Genomic DNA, 18560 nt, shown 5'->3' with positions numbered 1-18560 from the left:
CGAGAGTAAATAATACAGTTCAGTGCCTCCAAGGAGGCACTTTAAAGCTTACTTAAATTTAACTTTTTTGTCGCTTTTTGTATAAATTCTCGACTCAGGTTCAGTCCACTCGCCGTTTTTCAAGTATTGTGTCGACACCGTAAATTGACCACTCTCAAACTTACTGATAGATTTCACCTTTGTAATACCATCTTTGTTATTGATAACCTCTTCGTATGCCACAAACTCGCTCTGGTTCAGGACTTCCATTGTTCCTTGGGTGTAAAATCCTGCCGTCGTAAAATAGTAAAACACTAGACTGTTTTTACTTTTATCCCAGAAAATTAATGACTCTCCGCCGTACATGCCATCGTTGATTGAATGTAAGGTACGAACGGCTGTTCCATTTAAAGCCCGTTCCCAGTGACTGACATCCTGCATCTTTGGTTTATCTGAAGGCACGTCAAAGTCCGATTGCCAAGTACCAAGATAAGGTGTAAACACCGAGAGTTCTTCATTTAATTTTTCATTAGCCCAAGATAGCGTACTGAATACCACCAATATGGCGAGCCCGAATTTTTTCATCATTTTTATTTCCGTTGATTGTGTCTCACTCAGTATAAAACTCAATACTAAGATTTGCGTAGCTAGTCAATCCCCATGTGGGGCAGTGTCTAATATAAACGGTAATAGCTAAACTGCTTGAGCTACAAAAAACTAAGGAAAATTACGAGAATCCATTCAAACATCAAATGTAACTTTATAACACAACAAAAAAGTGCGAGATAACATTACACCAAATATGCTTTAACTATAACATTAATTATTATCTAAAAACTCAATTACTTCAGCGATTAAAGTAGTCACTTGAGCCCGATCTTCCCAATTTACATTTTCCCAATCAACACCAAGGTCTAATTCAGAAATATCAGTAAATAAAAGCTTTTTAAGCAATGAACTCGAAGAGATATTCTTAATAATGTAGTTCTGTTTTTCAATACTAGTGGCAGCTTTCCCCTCTAGTACATCTGAGATTTTTGCACCAATCGCTTTTCGGTCACCAATATTCAATACTTTTTTATCGTGTTGGACCTTGTAATCATTTTCAATTTTCAAAACGATCTTTTTTACTTTTACAAAAGAAAAGCTTAATCCATTTTCGTATGCTCGAATGACCTCTGGGTACCTTGTTAAAACATTGTAGTTATCAAAAGCCCCAAAAGAAATACCAAGATATTTTGTCTTTTCCCTAACTGTAATTCGCTTTTCACCAATTTTAAGGCGAGCTTGATCCAAATAGTCAACTTCCATCATCGCAGCCAAAAATGCTTGAAGCTTACCGTATTGAGGAAGATCCTCTCTACTAGCATTTTCTTGAAACTGTTTAACTTTTGAGAGTATAGGCTTGCGCGCATAGACTTTAAACTGAGCAACATGGCCAAACCCATAAGCGAAAACCAGTGCAAAAAAGCGTCTGTGTCCAGTTAGTATCTGATACTTTCCATCATCGATAGGGTATACCGTAGGCACTTGGATCATTTCAGAAACAGCAATATTTTCTCCAAGCTCAACGATTGACTCAATTGTTGTATTCGCCTTTTTCCATTCACTTGAGCCATATTTAAGACAATTTATGATGCAAGATTTACCAACAAGAACATAGTTCTCCCCGTTGTATAGATCACATAGTTTACGCTTAGATATCGCTCTAGATATAAACTGTTTTGCATGTTCATCTTCAATAAAAATACATGGCATAAACCTAGCGTTGGAAATGTCCGGAGTAACCGAGCTGAGAAAAAGTGATTTATACTCAAATGATTCACTATGCAGAAACTCTTTGTTATTCAGTGTCGCAAGTAGAAGCTGTTCAAGGTTTTCAGCCATGATTCCTGATGACTCCGTATTAATATTTAGGTACAACAAACAGGTTGCACGCCTGTAAGGCACGCTCCCTATAAAATTTAATAGCTCAGATGCTATCTAAGGACAAAAGTAAAGTGCGTCATTATATTGCAACTTAAAAGGGTTTAGTATCTTTTAGTAAAATAATTACTACGTTACAAATTGACACTAACGCCCCACACTAATTTCCCATGCTCCCACCAAAAATCAGAAAATAAAAATAAAAGCTTAAAAATCAAAACTTTAAACTTGAACGTTTGCTAGGGTAGATAAGAATTCATAAGTACCAAATAAAACTTTTCCTCTGTAACCTTAAAGATAATATATAGGTACATAACTTCAACATCGAGCCGTACTTCATGTTAAAGCTCAACAGCAAAGTAGGTTACTCATGAAACAAAATACAGCGATAAAAATAGAAGAAACATTTAATCATACACTTTCAAGCAGAGAGTACCAGCTAATCAAGTGGGCATATAGTCATGGCTACTCTAAGGGACAAGCAAACGGCTTAGATGGTGTTTTCATTAGTTCCAGTGCAATACAAGGGCTACTTGATACCGATTTGCATAAAGAATTTGATACACAAGGCTTTATAACTGACCTAGCTTAAAGCGCTCTGAGTGTGTCAATTTAAACTAGGTAAAAGTACCCACTCATATAATTCCGACAAGCCTGACTGACCGCAAAATTATAATAAACGAGTCAGTCTGAGCTTGTTGGCTTTATGCACGGCTTAATTGCCAATCAATCTCAATAATATTGCGCCTTCTTTTGTGTTTATTTATTTGCATATAGCCTAATATTTCCAGAGCACACTGTGATTATAAGCTCTAATTAATGTCTCACGAATGAGATGCGCTGTTTAAAGAATATAATGATACATAGCATGTATGGTATGGAAGCGTCTGATATTAAACGCCTCAAAGAGCTTGAAGAAGAAAACCATAAGCTAAAAGATATGTTTGCAACGCTTAGCCTAAAGCACTCGAACTCATCAAGGAAAAAATGCTGTGGTAGAACGCCATTTGAAACATTATTAGATGGGAAATCGATCTGGGTTGAAAAGAATTTAGCCCAAATCGAGGCTGACAGTCACCGATTGAAAAACGGGTAACTGTCAGGTCAAGTCTGAGCTAGTACACATACTCATCGATTAGTATCTGCATAAATTAGTGAATTTGAAGATACACTGACGGTATCTAAAACTAGCTTTGAACTTCCCTGAAGTATATATATATTATTAATAAACATATTATTAGGTAATTCGGATGTTATGAGCTCAGGTTTAAAATCACCCAATTCAAATCTATATTTGAATATGTTCTTTCCGTCCGAGTGAAACAGCTCACCCTCTCTTAATGCAAAGGAATCTATAAAATAGCTTTTTGTTATGTTGGCTACATTTTTAGTACTCCCATCACTCTCTTTAACCCTGACACTTCCTTCAACATCGACATATATATAACTTCCATTTTTATAGGGGGCAAACCAGCTCACCTTGTCTAAGGGTAAAAGAATCATTTTCATAGCATTTAGGTCATAGAGAAATGCTTGGTTCTGTCTCAATTTGTCATTCTTTATTAAGCCAAAAACAACATTTTCAGATTTAAATCCTATACTTATTGGGTAGTTTTTTAGTGTAACCTCGGCTCGCAATTCTCGAGTTATTAGGTCATAGACCTTAAATGAATCCTTATATAGGAAGAGCGCCGTTTTTGATTTCTCAGCAAGATCAAAGTCTAAAATATTTCCTACCATCCAAGGTTCCTCACTGTCAATTCCAGAACCTGTAAGTACTAATTCTTTAGACCCATTACTGTGTTTCTTAAGGTAAGCATTGAATTCACCTTTGTAGATCGCCTTAAATTCATCTTCGCTACTCACGTAGAGAGGACTGAATTTCCTTTCTTGCAAATCGAAATCATAAATATCAAAAGAGTATGGAACACTCACAGCTATAATCTTGTTATTACTCAAATTGTACGCGAGCGAGTAAGCGCTTTTCTTATCTAACTTTTCGACTTTTGATACAGAAAACTTATTCAACGAAAAGTAGACTATAGCCTGATTGATATTATCAAACCACGATATTGAGTCATTCTCTTTATCGTAACTCACTCTCCATATTCTTCCTTCTGTTTTATATAAGCTTTTTACCTCTGTACCTTCAATGTCTGTCACCATTAATTCCGTAAATCCAAACTGCACTCGCTCAAAGTATACCTTCTTGCCCTGTTCATCAAAGTAAAGAAAGTTATCTCCAAATGAGCTAAGACTTGGAGAAGTGATCTGGTATTCATCACCTGACTTTATATTTCTAATCACAACTGTAGATAAGTTATTATTATTTCTATAGCCAAACTTAGAATATATTATTGTTTCATCGCTTATTCCGGCCATTACACGCTGTCGTTCATCGCAATTCATAACAAACTTTTGAGACTTTTCCTTATCCTCTAAGTCAACTTTCCAAATTTCACATTGGTTGTTTCTAATCTTTTTGACGAAAAGCTCGCTCGACTTTAAAGACCAACCTGAAGGAGAAAGATTAACATCTTGATGTGAAATCATATTTTCTTGATTTGTCACTAAATTTCTAACGATAACACTAGAAAACCCTTTCCCTTCAGGAGTAAATTCAAAAGCAATAAATCGTTCAGATGGGTGTATGATGATCGAGTTGTAGCTACCTTCAAGCCAAGAAATTGTTTTCTCATCAACACTAACTTCTCTCACATCTACATCACGTGTTTTAAACGATATAAATACGAATATCAGACTTGTGATTAGCATGGCAAGTACAAAATAGAAAATAAACGCCGTACGAGGGGGAAAAATTTTTGGCGCACTATCGTGAGGATAAGACTCGGATGTGTTTTCGAAATAAATGATTTCAGGCTCAAGGAAAAAGCTATAACCTTTACTGTAGTGCGTTTTAACCACAATACCTTGCTGCTTGTTTGAACGTAAGATCTTTCTTAGTTCTGACATAGCGCGATTGATAGCATTATCATCTACATAGCGCTGACACCAAACACTCTCAACAAGGTCTTGCCTTGTTACGACCGACTCATTGTTAACAATAAAATAACAAAGTAGTTTAAAGATAAGAGGCTCCAATTCTCTGGAGACTTCGCCATCAAATATTCTTTGTGACTTGGGGTCCAAAACCCATTCACCAAATCGAACTTCTCTAACTTTCCTTGAAAAACTCACTTCGTTCATTATTTACTTTTAGCTATAAATATCTACTTAATCATTCTACTCAATAAGTACAATAACTCAACAATTACATAGCGAAAATAAATAAAACCCAAACAAAACAACCACAACAATAAAACACAATACTAACAAATGCAACAAAAAAACTACACACAACCATGATTATCATCCATAATATTGATGTCGATTTTTGATTGCCACTCAAATGACACATCATTAGCTACAAACGTATAGCTTCCTTTTTCTTTGCTCTGGATAATAACTTTCGCAGATACCCCTCTATTACATAGTGTTACTATTTGTCCAACCTTGAAACCTTCATCAGTATCGCTAGGCATCCTGATAACACCATAAACCGTCCTACTCTTCAATTTCATAAGTAAATCACCAGAGCTAAACCCTTGTTGATCAAAGCTATGCTTTCTTATCCAATTAACTAAGCTGGATGATGTGGCTAATATTTTTTTTTCTTCATTTTTTTCATTGATATACTTAATTAAAATATCTCCTTCAAAAACTTCTACATTTTCCGAAGCTAAAAACTCAAAAGCAATCGCATTTTCATATGCATACACGAGTTCAACTCTTGGAGGCTCTACTTCAATAGTAAAAGATGGTGAAGTAGAAGCAGAGATCATTAAAGAATATGTAGTGAAGCACCCTAATAATGCCTTTCCTACATTCATTACTAACAATTCTAAAGTTTAGGTTCTGGATCAGCGACACTATGTGTGGTAGTCACAATACCGTCCGTATTACCGCCTACAACTTTTTTGGTTAAAGACTTATTAAAGTGACCTTTATCATTTAATTCTTTTAGATTTCTTTTTATAAATTTCAATTTCAGCATGACGTCTACACCTTTTATGTTTGTTTCTTCGTAGTTATAGTCTCAGTCGACCTTTCAGCTCAACCGTCCCACTCCAGAGTACAAACAAAGTGTAAAAATCAGTAATTATCAATCCTTAGAAAAAAATAAGAAAATGATATTTATAGCTTTATTATGGATGAAGATAATGTTTAATATGATTTCTTAGGTGGCTATTGTCGATAATATTTATAAAAAAGTTTTCACAAAATATGCTAACTTTTAGTTTTATTGGCGGGATAGCAGTGCTTTTCAAGCTAGTAGGCACACAAGGTAAAAAACTAAATCTGTTACCTAAAGACCACTAGGTCATTAGATCCACATAGCAGATTTGTAATTCCTCCAATTATACGCTCTAAATAACCTTTTAGTTTTACTTAGCTCCTGTAAGTCCAGATGCTACTTCAAGCCCAACTTACATATTGCTACTGAACAAATTCAAGGTATATCAATGTACTTATCAAAATTCTCATATTATTTAGTATTTGCTCTCGTCCGCAGGTAAGTTAGCTTAGTCAAAGAGAGCATTCTAAAGTCACTAAACTGAAGAATATCTCTAGATAGTACATAGCTAATACCTATTACCGACTATTAGCTTTTAGTCATTGCTTACCTTAGTTGCACTACCTGCGACTCCCTCCCTAAAAATACATACTGGAATTCGTGTTACCGCCCAGTTGGTAAAAAAAACATTGCAAATACACAATTAATACACATTTTAAAACAACAATTATACAACAAATTAATATCATAACTGCAATAGGGAAAGCGGGGAACGTTACCCTGTCTAGAGTAGTTGTTGCAGCACCAACACCAACAAGGAACAACGAACATGCTTGATTATCTTATTATTGGCGCAGGCCCAGCAGGGGTCCAAACCGCATACCACCTAAAACAAAGTGGCTTGTCCTACCTCATGTTGGAGTCAGGTCAGCGCGCAGGATGTTTTTTTGAAACATTCCCAATTCACCGGAAACTAATTTCAATTAATAAAGTATTTACCGGCTCAACAAACCCTGAATTCAACTTAAGACACGATTGGAACTCCATTTTAACTGATGACTACAGCCTCAACTTTTCCAGTTTTGACCGCGACTTTTTCCCAAGTGCTGATAACTTAGTCAAATACCTCAACCATTATGTTGACCAAAATCAGCTAAATGTTGCTTATAACCAGCGTGTTAAATCCGTCGAAAAGATTGCCGATCACTTTGTTGTGACCACAACTCATAATGAACAATATACAGCAGCCCGCGTCATCGTCAGCACAGGTGTCCCTAAACCTTATATTCCGAAGATCGAAGGAATAGAGCTAGTTACACAATACTCAGACTTAAATATTGATTTGGCACCATATGAAAACAAACGCGTACTTGTTATCGGTAAAGGAAACTCAGCTTTCGAAACGGCTGATCACCTTATCCCTGCTACCAGCCTAATCCACGTTTGTAGTCCAAACCCTTTAGATATGGCATGGAAGACCCACTATGTTGGCGACCTACGTGCAGTAAACAACAATATTCTAGATACTTATCAACTGAAGTCGCAAAACGCTATCTTAGACGCTGACATTAAGCGTATTGAGAAACAAGACAACCGTTTTATCGTGCACTTTAGCTATGCTCATGCTAATGGTGAGCAAGAAACCATAGGGTATGACGAGATCATTTGTTGTACTGGATTTGCCATGGACAGCAGTATTTTTGCCGATAGTGCAAAACCTGATCTCATGATTGAAGGCCGCTTCCCATCTCTAGATTGCAGCTTTGAATCCATCAATGTAAAAGGCCTTTATTTTGCCGGCACGTTGACACAATCCACCAAATATCGTAAGTCGACCTCAGGCTTTAGATACAATAGCCGCGCCTTAGTCGAGATGCTAAAACAAAAGCATCATGATACTACGCTTGCATGCGACCAACACTTAGGTACGCCAGAAGCAATCGGCAGTGCAATCCTGAACCGTATCAATGAGACAAGCGCACTATGGCAACAACATGGCTTCATGGTAGATGCAGTTACGGTATCACAGAGCGGTATGGCACAATATTATAAGCACCTGCCAAGTCCGTACCTCCATGCTCACCTAGGTGATCACTATCATTTGCAGATAGCATTAGACTTTGGTGCACCAATTGAAGGCGACCCGTTCAATCAGGTTCGAGTGCATAAAGACAACGCGACTGATGCGGAGTTAAGTAAATTCTTACACCCCATCATTGAACTTTGCTATCAGGGTGAAGTAATAGAGACTCATCATATTATTGAGGACCTAGAAGCGGACTGGACTGACGTAGAAGCGCACGTTAAGCCACTTCAACAGTTCATTGAGCGAGTATTACCAAAACTTGTTGGTGAGAAAATGCAAAATAAAGTGTCAGCATAACTCATAAATGAAAAAGGTTGGCAACCAAGCCAACCTTTTTCATTCTCTAAGAAACTTTAGACTCAGAGAAGTACTTTCGTCTCAACATATCATGAATAACAAATTCCTGTTCTCGACCATAAGCTTTAAACATACGGTTGTTATGCATATGCAAAAGAGAGCCGAGTAATGATTGTATACTCAAATTAAGTGAACCTGACTTTGCTAATGTCAAAATTTCCTTCACCACTGGCTCTGCCTGCTTCTGCCACGCCTCTAACAGCGCCAACATCGCTTGTTGCGTCTCATCACATTGCGCCAAGCTCGCAATATTAAGCTTGGTAAAGTCATCATCGAGCTGCGTTTGGTGATCGCGATAACGATTACCGAGCTGCTTTCTAAGCGCGCTACTCTCATTGAATTCTTTACCAAACCCCGCGCGTAATGAAGAGATCAGTGATAGCTTTTGTTCCGCATCATAATCAAACAGTGTAAGCAAACGGTTAGTACAAGCCAATACGATACGCCAACGGACATCTTCTCCGAATTCTTCAACTAGCTGACAACTTTTCGCAATAAGCTCACTGTCAAACATAAACAAGCTTTCGATCAAAGTCATCGATTGCGGACCGCCGTAGCGCTCGACTTCTCGCTCATAAGTCATTAATTCAACTTTATGCAGCTGAGAGCTCTCTATCATAGGTGACAATAGCTGATTGAGTTTTGGCAATAACTCTCCACAAAGCACTGCTGGCTTGCCTTGGAAGCGTAAGCGTAGGTGCCAATCCGGATCGCCATAGCGAATAAAGAACCACTTATCGAACAATGCACTATTTTCCTCAATAAGCGGCAATAACTGCTCATAAAGTAGCTGCTCAACAATGGTATTACCTGAATATATTTTTAAGCTGAGCCACTCGGAACCTGCACTGAAGCGCCGAGAGATTGGTGTGGCGGTAATATTTTCTAGTGGCTTTTCTGCAAAATGCGAATGGGGAGTCGCATTCTCATTAAGTAAAGGAACAATGATTTCATTTGCGTAATGACGACCTTGTGCATCCGTTACACGCGGCGTCAGCTGATATGCCAATACTTCGCTGAGCTCAACCGTATTGCGGCCTTTGGTTTCCATCAGCAACACTTCTACCATCGCACTTTGGCTTAAGTTCAAAGTTAAAACATTATCTCCTGCGGCAAAACTGACCCAATCATCTAACAAATACTTCTCTTTGAGTTGTTGAAGCTTATTTGCGTCGATGTGTTGATTAACTAATAACGCTTCAAGTTCTTTGCGTTCAATACGCCATGTTTTCTCATGTAAAATCAGGTTATCTAACATGATGCGCGGCACATAAGTTGCGTTTCTTAGGCTCGAAGGCAGTGAAAACTTGGGCGTTTCACTTTCTTGATGCTGCAACATACAAAGGAATTTATATGCGCTCAAGCTTCGAGCAGAAAAGTTATGTGCACTCGACAAACGCGGAATAATGCGTTTATTGAGTCGCTTACTCCAGAGTTTAACCTGCTGGCTTTCGACCCAAACATACAGATCACTTAGCGGGATCTGGTATTCAAGGTCTAGTGAACTGTCTGCCATAAAAACGATTTCGTATTGTCGCAAATGCGGCCTCGCAATCACGTTACCAGGCCTTCCCTCGGGCATATGTACAATTTCTGCGAAGATTACCTCTTCACTGTGACTATGCTCTTGCTCTAAATGATGAATAACCGATTCTTTTAATGTTTCATCAAGGTGGCAAAAACGACCCAAAAGATTAGCAGCCGACGGCCCATAACAGCCATTGAACTTGAACACAGGATTCGACTTTTCGTCCTCAAATAAACTCAACATCACAGCCATTGAACGTGGCAAGTTAAGTTCTACTTTATCCTTAACTTTTTGCTTTAATTCGCTACTGGTCAGGACCACACAGCTTTTGCCTAAATTACTTGGCAATGTCACAGCCTGCTCAATAATGTGATCCAGTTCGGTGTAGTCAGGGGCGCTAGCTTGTCCACTACTCGCTCGACCCAACTGTAAACCACCTACTAGCGGGGCATCATAGCCAGTTTCAGTGGAGACACTAATACCCGATTCATCATCCAACACCATATCCAAAGGTACAAATTGACCTTCAAACCGCGTGTTGAACTTATTAATAAAGTTTTCAAGTGGGTTATGCTTAGCGCTGCGATTTAAGCTCGCGATCAATTGCAGTTGTTTATTCACCCTTGCAACTTCTTGCTGTGACATTTCACAATGTAAAAAGGCGCGATAAGTATCTGATTGGAAAAGTTTGTTTTCTTGAACTTTAACCGGTAGCTCAGAAAGGTATTTAAAAATGGCTTGGTATTGCTCAGGCTTCGCTTGTCCCGCTTCATCCATCACTGCAAGGTCATGACTCGCCTGCTCCAACTTGGCGTAAACTTCCACAGGCGCAACATTTTTCAACGCTTTAATCAACGCGATGTCGGGACTTTCACCAGTAAGTGGTAGCGGAATATCGGGAATTAATACCCCTTCACTGATGAGCTCTTCAAGGTATGCACTAACTTCCTCATATTCTGCTTCACTATAGCGCAAACAAAATTGCTCAATGAGCTGAGAAAAGCTTAGCTTCTGTTTCGCCAGTTCCAGCATAGTGATGAAGTACTCATCACTATCAACGGCACTCAGGCGATACTGCATAGTGTCATCAGAAAGGTAAGTTTCGATGTAGCGGCACTGATCTGCTATAAAGTAATGAGATGGATTAGGTAAATAAGACAAATTATCTGATTTTGCTTCAGTTTCTGCTAAATGAGAGCGAATTGCAGACAGCAGAAACATGTCTAAGCGAGTTTTGCGGGAATCATGCTCTGCGCTATCACTCACAAGACGAGTTTCTGAGCCGATTTTACCCGTATGGACACCAGAAAAAAGACCAAAAGGTGTAGGTCGTGAAGACATTCGAATGAGGTATCGCAATAGCGCCAATGCGACTTTTTTCCCCTGCTTGGAGTTCGGCTTTTCACGCCACTGTTCCAATCGCTCTAATAGAGATGGACTTGCAACGTACAAAGCTTCCATCACCCCTGGTGTGGCAAGCCAGGCACTTAACATCGCATTACTATCTTGCTGATTGAACAAGGTTTCAATCGGCAGTTTTGGTGTTCGCAGAACAAAAAAGGAGTCTGTTGTTATTTTAGCTGGCATAGATACTCCTTAACTCATTAACAGACAATCGGTCCAATCAAGATTGTCATCCAGCACACCGATGAGCGCTAAACCAATACCCGCAAAACCCATTAAAAAGCTATGATCTTCCTGGTGTGCCTTTTCCAGACCGTTATATGAATACAGGGCTTCTAGTCCACGTTCTTGGTACTGATTTAAGCCATAATCTAACCAAGTTAAGGCGGCCTGCTGTAACTTAGGATGAGGCATAACTTGGTTGAGTAGTTGATAAATGGTTACCAACCCAAAAAAACCATGACAAAGTCCGGCATCGTTAATATGGCCTTGCTTCGCGTCTCTATCGACGTTAAACAACGCGATTTCCAGTGCCTGTTCAACATAACTTGGCTTGTCTAACGCATGCCCAGCTCTTGCAAGTGTTAACGCAATCGTTAAGTCACCATAGCACCAACCCAAGCGAGAATGGTGCTCATCTCCTGCACATGATCCAAAGCAAGCTTTCTTATCATCAGCATGACTTTGTTGTTCAAGCAGCCAATCACAGCCCGCAACGACCAGTTTTTGCGCCCGCAGCTTTACTTTTTCGTCCTGAAGCGCAGGAATAAGTGCCGCGATAATCCCGGGTACACCATGAGCAAGCCCAAGGTTAAACTCATGTTGTTCGAGATTTTCTTTGTCAAATCTATATACCGATTGCTTCGGCTGAGACCAAGCAATCTGCTGACCATCTAGCTCTACCGCAACCGACTCGTATCCCGTAACAAGACGATCAAACAAAGTACTTTGTTGTGTTTTTTTTGCACGACGTGAGATATAGGGAGAATATCCGGCAAGGCCTAACACCATTTCAATTTCTCCAGTCCAAGGAGAAAAGTCGAGTGCAGTGTCGAAGAAGTTATCTATCTCCTCCAGCAGAGCAGAATCATACTCTTCGTCGTCATACTGGTTAAAATACTCAAGCACCCAAGCTTGCCCAGCTAACCCTGAACTGAGTTCAGGGGTTTGCTCTGCCAATTCATTTTGGAGCTTATCTAGCGCCTGATGAAATTTTTCCTCATCGACCCAAGCATCATTAAAGTTTGCAGCTCGAAATAAAAACAACAAGTGTCCAGCTAAACCACTAAGCAAACCGTTACTGTTCACAGCTTCAAGATTTGATTCAACCTGCTTGGCTAGCTTTTCCACTATAGACAGGATTTGTTCTTTTTTTTCTAAATCTAACGCCTTTAGCATACTTATCCTTGTTTCAACTCTTAATTGTAATATCTGTACTTACCATAGGTAAGTTAACCTTTTGTTTAGCCAAACTCAAACTTTGATATAAAGGTTGCCATAAAAAAACAAAGTATTGACATTTATTCAAACTAACACTAGCTTAACTTTTGTACACACGCGTTCAATGCGTGTAGCAAAAGGATTGAAATAAAGGACTGCTATTAACCAACATAAGTAAGGAAAAACGAATGAAATTGACACTAAACAAAAAGTGCATAAAAGCACTCTCAAATGACAGCAAATCTATTCCAGCGAATATGACACCTCAAATTGCTGGCGGTGATGTTCGGGCTAATTCTCCGGCTGGCTCTCTATTCACAGATCGCTATGGCGATTGTTGGACAGGTCGTAACCACTCTTGCCGTGAGCATACTTGCCAGATCCCATAATCTGACTAAAAAGAGTAGGGAACTCTCTACTCTTTTTCAGCTTTAAAATACAAAACACCTGAATAAGCAAAAGATATTGTAAACACTAAAATTAATTAACTGTTACTTACATCTTTAATAAAACAAAAACCAATAAAGGAGTTAATTATGAAAATAGCATTCAAAAAGAAGATCATAAAAACACTTTCAACTACTCACAGCAAAACGCTAGATAAAAAAATGACACCGCAAGTAGCGGGTGGCGTTGACGGTAACGGACCCACTATCACAGAACTTACATGTTACGACGACTGCTTTGTGAAAGTCACTTTATGAACTATGCTTGTTATTCAAAAATAGAATAAAGCGAGCTGCATGCTCGCTTTATTTATTCAGATCCCGATGTCGAGGTTTGCTCTTCCCCTTCATGGTGCACTGGCTTTTTGAGCTTAATTTCTCTGTCAGCCGAGGCAATGGTTTCTTTCCGGTGCGCGATGATAATACGCGTTATCTTCAACCGAGACACCGCATCATTGATATCCTCTTCCAACCCAGTATCAAGGTGACTCGTTGCTTCATCCATAAACAGAATTTTCGGATCTTTATAGAGAGCACGCGCCAGGATGATCCGCTGTTTCTGTCCTCCAGATAAGCTCGACCCCATGTCACCAATCAAGCTGTCATACCCCATTGGCATATCGCTAATATCATCATGAATGGCTGCAAGCTGGGCACAGTGCACTACCTTTTCCATATTAATCGGGGAATCGAAAAAGGCGATATTATCAGCCACAGTACCAGATAGGAGCTCATCGTCTTGCATCACCGCAGCTATCTGCTGGCGGTATTGTCTAGCGCCAATTTGGCTAAGAGATATACCATCCACCAAGATTTCACCGCTGGATGGTTTATTTAGCCCCAGCATTAACTTAAGTAACGTCGACTTACCGCAGCCAGAAGGCCCTGTGATTGCAACTGATTCACCCGCATTGATTGTTAAGCTCAGTTTGTCTATGACATTTGGGGTTGCGTCTGAATAAGCAAACGACAAGTTTTTTACTTCAATTTTGCCTTCGATATTCAGTTTGCGATATTGATCTGGTTGTAACTCTTCTTTGTCCGTTAAAGCAATATCAGCGATACGGTCAAAGTGGAGGCCTAACATCTTAAACTCAATCAGTTTCTCTATAAGATTTGCGGTCTTATCCATAAACTGACGCTTGTAAGACATAAAGGCAAACAGCATACCGGTACTAAACCCACCTGCAATCACTAAATGTGCAGCCAAATAAACCACAATAATATTTTCAATACCAAATAGCGCGCGGTTAATCGCGTCATAGCCAATTTTAAAATTACCCAAGCGTATATTGTGGTTAATCGCGCTAGCATAGCGATTTTGCCACTGTCCTTCTCGCTTGACCTCTGAGCCAAATAATTTAATCGTTTGGATCCCGCGTACCGTTTCCATAAAGTTGGAATTTTCTTCCGCGCGCGCCATGATTTCTTGCTCACTGATATTGCGAAATGGCTTATACATGACCATTCTGATAATCGCGTAAGTGATCACAGCCACCAACACCACAGCGGATAGCATAGGACTATAAAAGAAGATCATCGCTAAGGTAATAATCGCCATTAAGCCATCAATAATCGCCTCAATGACCCCTGTTGTAAGGAGCTGCTTTACTTGCTGAAGAGAGCCGAAGCGAGAAACAACATCCCCCATATGGCGCTTCTCAAAATAGGCGATGGGTAAGCGCACTAAGTGGTGAAATAGGTTCGCCCCCAGTTGAATATTCATCTGATTACCAAAGTGCAGCAAGGTAAAGCCACGCAGTGCATTGGTGGCGATTTCAAAAAGCAGTACTAAAAAGAACCCAATCGCCAGCACCGTCAAGAGTGAGGTGTCACCAGTGAGTATGACATCATCTATAACCAGCTGAATATAATAGGGTGCTGCTAGCGTAAATACTTGCAGCAAAATGGAAAGTATAAAAATAAGTAGCAACGAGCGTTTTAAGCCCGTAATACGGCTCCAAAAATCGGAAAATCTAAGACTCGCTTTTTGCTCTTTCTTTTCGAAGTCTTTGGTTGGCGTCAACTCCAAAGCCACGCCAGTAAAATGCTTGGAGGCTTCTTCCATCGTAAAGATTTTTTCGCCACCAGCGGGGTCATGGATCACAATTCGCTTTTCGTTGGCCTTCTTAAGCACCACAAAATGGTTCATGTCCCAATGTAAAATTGCCGGTGTTTGCAGCGCATCTAGATCTTCAAGCTCAATTCGCAGAGGCCTTGAAGTTAAATGGAGCTTTTCAGCAAAGTGCATAATATCGAGCAGCGTACAGCCCTCGATTGAAATACTAAAACGCTGCCTTAAGCGAGTCAAATCAGTGCGATAGCCGTGATATCCAGCAACCATAGCAAGACTCGCGAGGCCACACTCTGCCGCTTCTGATTGGATGATCACTGGTAAAGATTTCCGCGACCAAAACTCTAACTTATTGGCTGCGCCTTCATGTTCCATTTCCATATCAACCCTTTTACTTCTTATAACTGGCCTTTGATGCTAAACACTGGGTCAAACAGCCAACGCAATAAAGAGCGTTCTTCTACCACAATATCCGCATCAAGCGTCATACCTGCACGCAAGACTGTATCTATACCATATGCTTTTACTGCTTGTTCATCCAACGCAACAACAACACGGTACGCAGGCTCTTGAATGATACCCGGCATGTTGGTTTCCTCAGGCAAGATCACACTATTACTGAGCTCTACAATCTTTCCTTTGTAAATGCCAAATTTTTCGTAGGGAAACGCGTGATAGCGTAGCTTAGTCTCTTGCCCTTCTTTGATAAAGCCAAACGCTGATGTGGGTATATAAACGATTGCTTGCATGTCACTGTGTTCGGGGATCAAGGTCAGTAAATGCTGACCCATGGAAACATTTTTGCCAAGTTTAGCGAGCAATCCCGTCACTACCCCTGACTGAGCTGCGCGAACTTCACCAAGCCGCTCCTGCTCAATGGACGAGATTTGTATCAGTAGATCTGCTTGCTGCGATTGCAGCTGAGAAATTCTGTTTTGATGTTCAATCGGCAGTTTCGCCAACTGATTTTTAATATTTTTCAGCTGTGACTCAAGCGCAATACGCTCTGAACGGATTGACGACGCTTGTTGCTTGAGTGAAAGCAAAGTGTCTTTTTGACGTTGTAGTTCAAGTTCAGAAATATAACCAGTGCCTTTTAAGGTCGCAATTTGCGATACTAAATCTTGATTAAGCAGTAGCCGCTCTTGGAACGTGCTTGCTTGGCTCTCAAGTTCTTTTAACTTTTCTTTTACAGTCGTTTCTTGTTGCTGTAGTTCTTCGATATCAAGCTCGTACTGACCACGAAGTTGCTCTATCTGCTGTAGTAAGTTCTTTTGCTGAAAGCGATATTGATTCAGTAACGCTTGATTCAACTCTGTGGCTTCAGTGCTATGTTTTGCAGATGCAATTCGCAGCAAAGGTTGCCCAGCAGCGACTTGTTCACCCTCTTTGACCAATACTTCAGACACCACCCCCTGTTGCATTGCAGCAATACGCAGCAATCCACCACTGGGCTCAATAACGCCAGACACTCTTTCCTTTCTGGTATAGCTACCACTTGATAGAAACACGATACTTAAAATCACAACCGTTAAAATGAGTAATCCCAGAGTCTTAAATACGGGCGGTTGGACTAAGCTAATTGTGCCCTCTAAGCGGTGCTGTTTATGCTCTAACACCTCACGGCGAAATAAATTTTCCATAGCACTTATCGGGTAATATTATTGTTAATATTTTTTTATTGAAAATACAATGTACCACGGGTGGTAACAGAAAGGAATGAAATAAGGCAAGTCGCACTTACCTTATTTAGGTTTAGAAATATTTAACGCTATCTGTATGATATTAAAAATTAAATAATATTATGACTTCTTTATTGGACGCTGCCAGCCATCCAAGTTACGCTGTTTTCCTCGCGCGACGGCCAATTGCTCATCTTTAACACTTGAGGTAATCACTGAACCTGCACCAATCGTTGCCGTACTACCAATTTCAACCGGTGCAACTAGTGATGAATTAGAACCAATAAAGGCATTATCACCGATAATGGTTTTTGACTTATTCACACCGTCATAGTTACAAGTGATGGTCCCGGCACCAATATTCACTTTTTCCCCAATTTCAGCATCTCCAAGGTAGGTCAAGTGATTAGCTTTTGAACCTTTACCCAAACGAGATTTCTTCATCTCGACAAAGTTACCAATATGAGAATCTTCTTCCATTATCGCGCCAGGACGCAAGCGAGCAAATGGACCTAAAGTACACTTATCAGCGACCAGCGCATCTTCAATAAGCGTATTAGCTTTAATAACTACGCCATTGCCGATTTTACAGTTTTTCAGTACGCAGTTAGGACCAATAACAACATCATCGCCAATTTCAACATGGCCTTCAAATATCACATTGACATCAATCTGAACATCTTCGCCAGTTGTTACCTGTCCACGCACATCGATACGAGCAGGATCCGCTAAACTAGCACCATTTATCATCAAGGTTTCAGCTTGCCAAGTTTGATAAGCGCGCTCTAAAGCAGCAAGTTGCACACGGTTATTCGCACCTTCAACTTCCATCTCATCATCAGGCTGTGCAGAAGTAATTTCTACCCCTTCGCTGTGCGCCATCGCCACGATATCAGTGAGATAATATTCACCTTGTGCGTTATTGTTCGATAGCTGCCCAAGCCACTTTTTCAATAATCCACCGTTAGCCGCCATTATGCCTGTATTGATCTCAGTAATAGCAAGTTGCTCCGCAGACGCATCTTTTTGTTCGACAATACCAACCAATTTACCATTTTCTCGCAGCATACGGCCGTAACCTGTCGGGTTTGCTAAATCAACAGTGAGTACCGCAAGGCCGTTATCTGGCGTGACATCCAGCAAACGCTGTAGCGTGCTCAGCTTTGTGAGTGGCACATCACCATAGAGGATCAGTACTTTATCATCATCACTGATATGCTCCTTTGCTGCCGCGACAGCATGACCAGTACCCAACTGCTCAGCTTGATGCACCCAGTTCACTTCATTATGTGATAACGCGGCTTGTAGCTGCTGCGCACCATGACCGAAAACTAAATTGGTAGACTGCGCGCCCAATGAGACCGCATTGTCGATAACATGCTGAACCATCGGCTTTCCAGCGATAGGGTGAAGTACTTTTGGCAACTTAGAGCGCATGCGAGTGCCTTTGCCCGCAGCAAGAATAATTGTATTTAACGGCATGAACACAGGATCCTTTTTCTTGTGTCAAAAAACAAACGTACGGTTCAATACTCTGTCTTTAATCCGGTCACTTCATTGTGC

The 18560-nt window shown here is 40.2% G+C and carries 15 protein-coding genes; 5 read left to right on the top strand and 10 right to left on the bottom strand.

Annotation, left to right across the window (positions count from 1 at the left end; translation table 11 throughout):
• Positions 1-48 precede the first annotated feature (48 nt).
• A complete protein-coding gene (locus A587_RS0117185) occupies positions 49-567 on the bottom strand; it encodes a hypothetical protein (protein WP_017218573.1) in 519 nt (172 codons plus the stop codon).
• Positions 568-798: 231 nt separating this feature from the next.
• The gene (locus tag A587_RS0117180; RefSeq protein WP_017218572.1) at positions 799-1866 is read right to left on the bottom strand and encodes a ParB/RepB/Spo0J family partition protein; all 1068 of its coding nucleotides are present in this window, start codon (positions 1864-1866) and stop codon (positions 799-801) included.
• Positions 1867-2275: 409 nt separating this feature from the next.
• Here A587_RS0117180 and A587_RS24195 point away from each other — a divergent pair, with 409 nt between their 5' ends.
• Both A587_RS24195 and A587_RS25065 read left to right on the top strand, forming a co-directional pair.
• Complete coding sequence (locus tag A587_RS24195; RefSeq protein ID WP_017218571.1) at positions 2276-2497, top strand: hypothetical protein; 222 nt, start codon at positions 2276-2278, stop codon at positions 2495-2497.
• A 264-nt stretch (positions 2498-2761) separates the two neighbouring features.
• Positions 2762-3001, top strand: coding sequence for a hypothetical protein (locus A587_RS25065; protein WP_017218570.1), 240 nt, complete (start codon positions 2762-2764; stop codon positions 2999-3001).
• Positions 3002-3033: 32 nt separating this feature from the next.
• Here the strand turns inward: A587_RS25065 and A587_RS0117165 are convergent, their stop codons facing one another.
• The 3 genes from A587_RS0117165 to A587_RS25060 all read right to left on the bottom strand — a co-directional run bounded on the left by A587_RS0117165 (position 3034) and on the right by A587_RS25060 (position 5959).
• Entirely contained in the window at positions 3034-5112 is a 2079-nt protein-coding gene (locus A587_RS0117165) for a winged helix-turn-helix domain-containing protein (protein ID WP_017218569.1), read from the bottom strand.
• 143 nt (positions 5113-5255) lie between these two features.
• Positions 5256-5795: a hypothetical protein gene (locus A587_RS0117160; protein ID WP_157234672.1), complete on the bottom strand. Its 540-nt coding sequence runs from the start codon at positions 5793-5795 to the stop codon at positions 5256-5258.
• Positions 5796-5806: 11 nt separating this feature from the next.
• Entirely contained in the window at positions 5807-5959 is a 153-nt protein-coding gene (locus tag A587_RS25060; protein WP_017218567.1) for a hypothetical protein, read from the bottom strand.
• An 850-nt stretch (positions 5960-6809) separates the two neighbouring features.
• On the opposite strand from A587_RS25060, the gene A587_RS0117150 reads away from it, so the two are divergent.
• Positions 6810-8363 carry an NAD(P)-binding domain-containing protein gene (locus A587_RS0117150; RefSeq protein WP_017218566.1) on the top strand — a complete coding sequence of 518 codons (1554 nt, stop codon included), beginning with the start codon at positions 6810-6812 and terminating at the stop codon, positions 8361-8363.
• A gap of 46 nt (positions 8364-8409) precedes the next feature.
• Here A587_RS0117150 and A587_RS0117145 read toward each other — a convergent pair whose 3' ends face one another.
• Positions 8410-11538, bottom strand: a complete 3129-nt coding sequence (locus A587_RS0117145) for a lantibiotic dehydratase (RefSeq protein ID WP_017218565.1) — start codon at positions 11536-11538, stop codon at positions 8410-8412.
• Positions 11539-11547: 9 nt separating this feature from the next.
• Positions 11548-12753 (bottom strand): lanthionine synthetase C family protein, encoded by a 1206-nt coding sequence (locus A587_RS0117140; RefSeq protein ID WP_017218564.1) that lies wholly within the window; start codon positions 12751-12753, stop codon positions 11548-11550.
• Between the two features lie 230 nt (positions 12754-12983).
• Here A587_RS0117140 and A587_RS0117135 point away from each other — a divergent pair, with 230 nt between their 5' ends.
• Both A587_RS0117135 and A587_RS25055 read left to right on the top strand, forming a co-directional pair.
• Positions 12984-13184, top strand: coding sequence for a hypothetical protein (locus tag A587_RS0117135; protein ID WP_017218563.1), 201 nt, complete (start codon positions 12984-12986; stop codon positions 13182-13184).
• A 147-nt stretch (positions 13185-13331) separates the two neighbouring features.
• Entirely contained in the window at positions 13332-13499 is a 168-nt protein-coding gene (locus tag A587_RS25055) for a hypothetical protein (protein ID WP_017218562.1), read from the top strand.
• A gap of 52 nt (positions 13500-13551) precedes the next feature.
• On the opposite strand, the gene A587_RS0117125 is transcribed toward A587_RS25055, so the two are convergent.
• The 3 genes from A587_RS0117125 to glmU all read right to left on the bottom strand — a co-directional run bounded on the left by A587_RS0117125 (position 13552) and on the right by glmU (position 18479).
• The gene (locus tag A587_RS0117125; protein ID WP_017218561.1) at positions 13552-15696 is read right to left on the bottom strand and encodes a peptidase domain-containing ABC transporter; all 2145 of its coding nucleotides are present in this window, start codon (positions 15694-15696) and stop codon (positions 13552-13554) included.
• Between the two features lie 17 nt (positions 15697-15713).
• A complete protein-coding gene (locus A587_RS0117120; protein WP_017218560.1) occupies positions 15714-16958 on the bottom strand; it encodes an HlyD family secretion protein in 1245 nt (414 codons plus the stop codon).
• Between the two features lie 159 nt (positions 16959-17117).
• Positions 17118-18479 (bottom strand): bifunctional UDP-N-acetylglucosamine diphosphorylase/glucosamine-1-phosphate N-acetyltransferase GlmU, encoded by a 1362-nt coding sequence (gene glmU, locus A587_RS0117115; protein WP_017218559.1) that lies wholly within the window; start codon positions 18477-18479, stop codon positions 17118-17120.
• Between the last annotated feature and the right edge of the window lie 81 nt (positions 18480-18560).

The sequence above is a fragment of the Pseudoalteromonas sp. NJ631 genome (genome assembly GCF_000276645.1).
Classification (GTDB): domain Bacteria; phylum Pseudomonadota; class Gammaproteobacteria; order Enterobacterales; family Alteromonadaceae; genus Pseudoalteromonas; species Pseudoalteromonas piscicida.
This window is presented reverse-complemented; position numbering and strand designations above follow the sequence as displayed.

Coding starts and splice junctions, on each gene's coding strand:
- A587_RS0117165 (WP_017218569.1), bottom strand. CDS start 5,112: ATGAACGAAGTGAGTTTTTCAAGGAAAGTTAGAGAAGTTCGATTTGGT.
- A587_RS0117180 (WP_017218572.1), bottom strand. CDS start 1,866: ATGGCTGAAAACCTTGAACAGCTTCTACTTGCGACACTGAATAACAAA.
- A587_RS0117150 (WP_017218566.1), top strand. CDS start 6,810: ATGCTTGATTATCTTATTATTGGCGCAGGCCCAGCAGGGGTCCAAACC.
- A587_RS0117185 (WP_017218573.1), bottom strand. CDS start 567: ATGATGAAAAAATTCGGGCTCGCCATATTGGTGGTATTCAGTACGCTA.
- glmU (WP_017218559.1), bottom strand. CDS start 18,479: ATGCCGTTAAATACAATTATTCTTGCTGCGGGCAAAGGCACTCGCATG.
- A587_RS25065 (WP_017218570.1), top strand. CDS start 2,762: ATGATACATAGCATGTATGGTATGGAAGCGTCTGATATTAAACGCCTC.
- A587_RS0117160 (WP_157234672.1), bottom strand. CDS start 5,795: ATGAATGTAGGAAAGGCATTATTAGGGTGCTTCACTACATATTCTTTA.
- A587_RS0117145 (WP_017218565.1), bottom strand. CDS start 11,538: ATGCCAGCTAAAATAACAACAGACTCCTTTTTTGTTCTGCGAACACCA.
- A587_RS0117135 (WP_017218563.1), top strand. CDS start 12,984: ATGAAATTGACACTAAACAAAAAGTGCATAAAAGCACTCTCAAATGAC.
- A587_RS25060 (WP_017218567.1), bottom strand. CDS start 5,959: ATGCTGAAATTGAAATTTATAAAAAGAAATCTAAAAGAATTAAATGAT.
- A587_RS0117140 (WP_017218564.1), bottom strand. CDS start 12,753: ATGCTAAAGGCGTTAGATTTAGAAAAAAAAGAACAAATCCTGTCTATA.
- A587_RS0117125 (WP_017218561.1), bottom strand. CDS start 15,696: ATGGAAATGGAACATGAAGGCGCAGCCAATAAGTTAGAGTTTTGGTCG.
- A587_RS25055 (WP_017218562.1), top strand. CDS start 13,332: ATGAAAATAGCATTCAAAAAGAAGATCATAAAAACACTTTCAACTACT.
- A587_RS0117120 (WP_017218560.1), bottom strand. CDS start 16,958: ATGGAAAATTTATTTCGCCGTGAGGTGTTAGAGCATAAACAGCACCGC.
- A587_RS24195 (WP_017218571.1), top strand. CDS start 2,276: ATGAAACAAAATACAGCGATAAAAATAGAAGAAACATTTAATCATACA.